Source organism: Phenylobacterium sp., assembly GCF_004799395.1.
Taxonomy (GTDB): Bacteria; Pseudomonadota; Alphaproteobacteria; order Caulobacterales; family Caulobacteraceae; genus Phenylobacterium.
In genome coordinates, this window is sequence record NZ_SSMZ01000044.1 from 1 (window position 1) to 5,971 (window position 5,971).

Sequence of the window (5,971 nt, forward strand, 5' to 3'; positions counted from 1 at the left end):
CGCGGGAAAGCGTAGTGGACCCGATCCGCGATCTCCATACAGGCCAGCGGCAGTGAACGGCCGCACTACAGGCCGGACACACGGAAGCACCTGAACCTGCGCACCAAACGCCGCTCGAAAAACCTCTTGCATCCATCGGGGCGTCCACACACGGACCCCGTGAAGGTCAGGATCGGGGGGAAGGCGGACAGTCCGCCATCCGGCAGGTGCAGTACGCCAAATACGGACGGCGCTTCAGGGGGTGTCTTTGAGCCCGGCCGGTATGAGCTCAACGGCCACGACACAATCCTTCAGGTGATAGTCCTTCGCGGCCCCGGCGACCCGCCTGCGCATCGCCGCCTCGTTCAGGGGCACGTGGGCGCTCCCCTTCAAATAGGTCAGGTCGCCCAGCACCACGGCCGCGTCGTGGACCATCCAGCGATTGTCGTTGCGCAGGCGCCCGACGGCGCGATTGAGGTCCTGGAGTTCAGGCTCGCTCATGGGGCCAGCCTTAGGACGGATCGCGCGCAAGGCGCCGATGGCCTGCCGCTCGTCGTCGCCGATCTGGTCCATCTTGGTGGCCTGGGCGTAGTCGAACCACCAGCTGTTCGCTTCGACGGCGCTCATGTGGGCGGGTCCGTCGGCGGCCAGAAATCCCTTCCATCCCTCGTCGTCCCAGGTCTCGTCCGAGGCCGGATAGGCCTTCGCGAGCTTGGCGAGTTCGACGCGGCTTACGCCCTGCTCCGCCGCGCTCTGAAGCGCGTCGAGCTGCCGGTCCATGCACTGGCCGATGGCCATTCGCGTATAGGCCTGCGGCGCATCGTCCGAGGCCAGTTCGGACGTCATGGCGATCCTCAGATCCGACAGCTTTTGCCGCCAGTGCGCCCACTCGGCGGCCTGCTCCATCGCCAGCGCGATCAGCACACCCAGGACGATCGTCCCGACTTCCTTCGCGAATTCGCGCCCGCCGTGCCAGGGCTTGGGTTTGTGGATGTCCATACCGCCCCCCGTCAGTGCGCCCCGGGCCCGAGCAGGCCCAGGTCCCGGCAGGCCTTTAGGGTGCCCGAAGTGGCCAGGACCGTGTTGGCCACGATCATCGTCGGGCGGATCAGCGGGGGGATCTTGTCGTGGATCTGCTTGGCGTTGGCGCCCATGACCTTCACCCTCCAGCGTTCACGTTCGATCAGCCGCGACAGGGCGAGGCGTTGCGTCCGGTCGAGGTCGAGCGCGCGTCCGAGGAGATTCAGTTCGCCGATTTCGGAGAACTCCAGCCGGTTGTCGGCCTCCATATGCCCGATCTGCACGTAGAGCCGCCCCAGCATCACCTGGCGGTCGCGGCCGACGTGCCCGACGGTCCCGTCGGCGGCCAAGCTGCGCCAGACCTCGCTGTCCCAATTCCTGGACGGGGTGAGGTAAACGGCGGGACCTGTCAGTGGATGAACCATTGGCGGCAGGGGCGCCCATTGCGTCCCGGGCGCCAGAAGTCGGTCCTCCAGCGCCGCGAGCCGCTGCTCCAGGCAGGGTGTCACCTCGATCCGCTCCTCAGCGGTTCCCCAGGAGAAGCTGAGCTCCCGCTGCATTTGCGCTTCCGCGGCCTGCGTCTTCTCCTGCCAGTGCAGCCACTCGACGCCCTGTTCGGCGCCCAGAGCGATCAGCACGCCGATCACGATTGTTGCGATTTCCTTCAGGAACTCCCGCCAGCCATGCCAAGGCTTGGGTTTGTGGATTTCCATGCCGCCCCCCGGGATCGCCCGTTTTGACGATAAGCGATTGGGTGGACGCCGCCTAACGGCATCGATGTGCCAAAGTGGAGGTGTTGAACAAACGTCAGCTCCGGGGGGAACCCGGGCTTGATCTCGTCACCCCACGGCACCACTAGGGCGAACATGGACGCCAAAATCACAAGCCTCCTGATCGCCGGTTTCCTGTCCCTTCTTATCTGCGCCCAGGCGGCCGCCGGTCCGTTGGAGGCGGGGCAGGAAGCCCTTCGACGGGGGGAGTATTCCGGGGCCATGACCCGGCTTCTGCCCCTTGCCGACAGCGGCGATACCCAAGCGCAATACGAAGTCGGCCGGATGTACGAAGGGGGCCAAGGGGTCGCCAAGGATTACGGAAAGGCCGCGAGCTGGTATCGAAAATCGGCGGCGAACGGCAATCACCAGGCGCAACTGTTGCTTTCGCTAATGTTCGCGCGTGGCCAGGGCGTCCCGCAGGACGATAAGGAAGGTCTGGCGTGGCTCGCGAAGTCGGGCGAAGGCGCGCCCCCGGAAAAGCAGCGCGCGATGCGCATGCTGTATTACCAGACCCGGGGTTCGTACGACGGCGGCAGACAACTCAGCATGGCCGAACTCGCCGCCCGCGCGCTTCCCGGCGTGCAGCAGATGGCGGACCAGGGAGACCCTAACGCCAAATGCGCGCTTCTGCAGATGTATGAAACGGGTCAGGGCGCGCCGAGAAAGGGCGAAGACCTGGTCGCCCTGCGTCAGGCCTGTGCTCCAGGAAGGACCGGCTCGAAGGGCCTGCCGGAAATACCTGCGCTGCCCGTTCCGTCTCACAGACCTTAGCCAAAGGTACGCTGGCAGCCCCGAGGCAACGTCCACCCATTGCAGACATTCGGCGAAATTAGACGGCCTGCTCATTCAACTCGGCCGACTTGTCCTCGGCCAGGGCCACTTCGATCGCGCCGAGCAGTTCGGACATCTCGATGGGCTTGGAGACAAAGCCGTCCATACCTGCTCCCGCGTAGCTATCGATCTGATGGCGCATCACATTGGCGGTGAGGGCGATGATCGGGATGCGGGGCCGCCCCTCCGCGCGTTCGCGGCTGCGAATTTCGATTGTCGCGGCGGCGCCGTTTAGGATCGGCATCTGGACGTCCATGAGGATCAGTTCGAAGGCGCCGCTCGCCCACGCCTCGACCGCCTCGCGGCCATCGGCGACCACCGTCAGCTCGATGTTGAGCGGCTCCAGCAGCGCCCGCAGGATCAGCTGGTTGGTCGGGTTGTCCTCGGCGGCCAGGATGTGGACGCACCTGGCGTCCGGTCCCGGACCTGGCGCGGGCTCATGGTGGTGTTCGACCATCGCCGCCGCCTGAGCGCCGCGCGGCATGGGTAGGTCGAACGAGAAGGTCGAGCCGACACCGAGTTCGCTGTGCAACTTCAGATCTCCTCCCAGCAGGGCGACGAACTGGCGGCAGATGGCCAGGCCGAGGCCGGTTCCGCCGAACTTGCGCGTGGTGGAGGCGTCCGCTTGGCTGAAGGGTTCGAACACCATCGCCTGCTTGTCGGCGGCGATGCCTAGCCCCGTGTCCTCAACGTCGAACCTCAGGCCGCACTGCGATGGCGCGATCCGCAGGACGATGGAGCCGTCCGCGGTGAATTTCAGGGCGTTGGAGAGCAGGTTCGACAGCACCTGACGCAGCTTGCCGCCGTCCCCCAGCCAGATCCCTTTGGCCTCGGGTCGCCATTCGACCGCGAACCGCACGTCCTTCTGCTCAGCGAGCGTGGCGTGGGGCGCCGTCGCCAGCCGCACGATGTCTTCGATATCGAACGCATGGCGTTCCGCCTCCAGCCGGCCGGCGTCGATCTTCGAAAGGTCCAGCACCCCATCGAGGACCGACAGCAGCGCCTGCCCAGCGTCGCCGATCACGTCGAGCCGCTGGCCCTGTTCCGCGTCGCGCTCGTCACGCCGCATGATCTGGACCATGCCCAGGACGCCGTTCAGGGGCGTCCGGATTTCGTGGCTGATGTTGGCCAGGAAGTCGCCCTTGGCGCGGTTCGCTTGTTCCGCCCGGTCTCTTGCTTCGGCCAGTTCCTCGGCGGTCCGGACCCAGACCTGATGCACCCGAAGCGCCACCCACATTCCCATGGCGCATACCGCCAGGCTCAGCGCCGCTACCGCGGCGTAGGCCAGTGACGTCACCAAGCGCGCGACCCGGCCCATCTGGTCGGAGAAACGCCGCTCGGCGACCGAGGCCATCCGGTCCAGCTCCCGGGCTTCGGCCAGGCGCGCGGCCCTGTCAGGCCCGGTCGACGCCTCGGTACGGATCCGGTCGCCGAGACCCTCCAGGGCCACGACCTTCGCGTCTGCCTCGCGCCAATCCTCAACCGCCAGGGCGAACGGCGGCCAGCGCCGCATTACGAGAAAGCCCGTGACCATTGCGTGGACGTCGGCCGTGGCGTTGCGGCCGTGCCTGAAGCCCGCCGCCGCGGCGCGCAGGTCAGGCGACTTGGATTCGAGGGTCAATCGCGCGGCGCGGTCGCCGTTCATAACGTTCAGGGCGGCGAGATAGCGGGCGAAATCGCTGTCGGCGCCCGACTGGATGAAGCTCTCCAGCGAGAGGGCGGATTCCTGCTGAGCCTTCGAATACTGCGCCTCGCCGGTGACATAGGCGCGCGCCACCTCCGAGACCGACATGCCGGCGATTCCGAGCAGCGCCACTAGGGTCTGGGCGATCACGAAGATCACCGCGCTGACGATCAGCAAGTATTGGCTGCGGTGGGCGATCGGTGCGAACCGCCGGCGATCCCGATCCAGGCTGGGGGATGAGAGCATGGGCGCGGAGCGAACCGCTAAGCTTTCCCCCGCCAGAGAGGGCGGCGGATGCCGCACCGCGGCGGCGAGGCCGATCGACGCCGGGTGTGGTGGCGGTTCGCGCCCATATGGTCCCCCTGCACGCTTCAACCGCGTGTCGTCCGATCAGGGGCCGCCCCCCTTAACGCTTGCTGAAGGTCGCGCCAAAAGCGCCGTCCCGCGAGGCTCGGGCTGATATGTCGCGGCCCAGCGCAGGGGCGTCCACACACGGCCCTTTTCAACTTCGGCTCAGGGGCAAGCGGACACGACAACGCCGCCGATCCGGAGACCGGCGGCGCGTCAAAGTCTGCCGTGATAGCTAGGCCGCAACCATCCCACGGCGACGGCGCAGGACCGCGCCCATTCCGCCGAACCCGATGATCATCAGCGCCCAGGCGGAAGGTTCGGGGACAGGGCCTCCGCCGCCGCCGGCGCCGCCGCCGCCGGCGCCGCTGCTGGCGCAGTTATCAGAGATGGTGTTGGTGTCCATGGTGACAGCGCCGGTCAAGGCGATCGCTCGGCCGCACAGGATCGTCGCGCTAGTGTTCAGCGTGATGCTGTCGCGGGCGAGGATATCGCCGGCGAACGCCGTGGTCGTGCCGAGCGTGGCAGAGCTCCCGACATCCCAGTAGACGCCGCTGTTGGCGTTTCCATTCAGGATGTTGACGGACGAGCCGCTGGCGGTGGTGAGCGTCGACCCGATCTGGAACACGAAGATCGCGCTGGGATCGCTGGCGAAGTCGAGGTTGAGCGCTCCGGTCAACTGAGCCGAGGTGTCGAACCTGTAGACCCCGGGGGCCAGGTTCTGTCCACCGAGGTCGACCCCCGTAAGGTCTGAGGTGAACGCCAAGCCGTTCAGGGTCGTGAACGCCGTGCCGGCGTCAATCTGGGCCTGAGCGGCGACCGCGTCGGTCTGATGCACGGCGCCGGTGAGGCTGATCGACCCCAAACCCGTGATCGAAGGGCCCGGAGAAAGACCCAGATCGCCGTTGATCTTGGTCGAGCCGGTGTTGGTCACCGTAGAGGCCCCCAGAACTGCGAAGCTCTGCGCCGAACCCAGGGGCGAGGCGGCGTGCGCGGGAGAGGTCGCACACAGCAGGGTGACGAATGGGATCGCGCCGACAACCAGCAGAGCGCCAATTGCCGCTGTGGATGAGACGGATTTCATTTGATGTTCTCCACCGCAATCCAGACGAACGCCGGGTCGCGATTGAGGCCGTAACCCGCACACCTTGGTTAGGTTGCTTTGATACATCTCAAACCGGACCCTCTGCCCAAGGCTCATGTCTGCTTTGGGTCGAAAGCAGTCTGGAGCTCGGCGCCCGATAGCGGACCCCCGCGAGGGACCGGATCGGGGGGCAGCGAACGTTCCGCTTTGGGGCGTCAAAGCAGTGGTTGGCAGAAGTTCGCGACCCTCGCC

The 5,971-nt window shown here is 66.5% G+C and carries 5 protein-coding genes; 1 reads left to right on the forward strand and 4 read right to left on the reverse strand.

Going from position 1 to position 5,971, the window contains the following annotated elements; all coding sequences use genetic code 11:
• Window positions 1–234: 234 nt before the first annotated feature.
• Together E8A12_RS03000 and E8A12_RS03005 are read right to left on the reverse strand one after the other, a co-directional pair.
• On the reverse strand, window positions 235–978 hold the full coding sequence (locus E8A12_RS03000; RefSeq protein ID WP_293366274.1) for a hypothetical protein: 744 nt from the start codon (window positions 976–978) through the stop codon (window positions 235–237).
• Between the two features lie 11 nt (window positions 979–989).
• Window positions 990–1,712 (reverse strand): hypothetical protein, encoded by a 723-nt coding sequence (locus tag E8A12_RS03005; protein ID WP_293366275.1) that lies wholly within the window; start codon window positions 1,710–1,712, stop codon window positions 990–992.
• Window positions 1,713–1,865: 153 nt separating this feature from the next.
• On the opposite strand from E8A12_RS03005, the gene E8A12_RS03010 reads away from it, so the two are divergent.
• A complete protein-coding gene (locus E8A12_RS03010; protein WP_293366276.1) occupies window positions 1,866–2,543 on the forward strand; it encodes a tetratricopeptide repeat protein in 678 nt (225 codons plus the stop codon).
• Window positions 2,544–2,601: 58 nt separating this feature from the next.
• Here the strand turns inward: E8A12_RS03010 and E8A12_RS03015 are convergent, their stop codons facing one another.
• Window positions 2,602–4,533 (reverse strand): ATP-binding protein, encoded by a 1,932-nt coding sequence (locus tag E8A12_RS03015; protein ID WP_293366277.1) that lies wholly within the window; start codon window positions 4,531–4,533, stop codon window positions 2,602–2,604.
• Window positions 4,534–4,870: 337 nt separating this feature from the next.
• Window positions 4,871–5,719, reverse strand: coding sequence for an ice-binding family protein (locus tag E8A12_RS03020; RefSeq protein ID WP_293366278.1), 849 nt, complete (start codon window positions 5,717–5,719; stop codon window positions 4,871–4,873).
• Window positions 5,720–5,971: the final 252 nt, after the last annotated feature.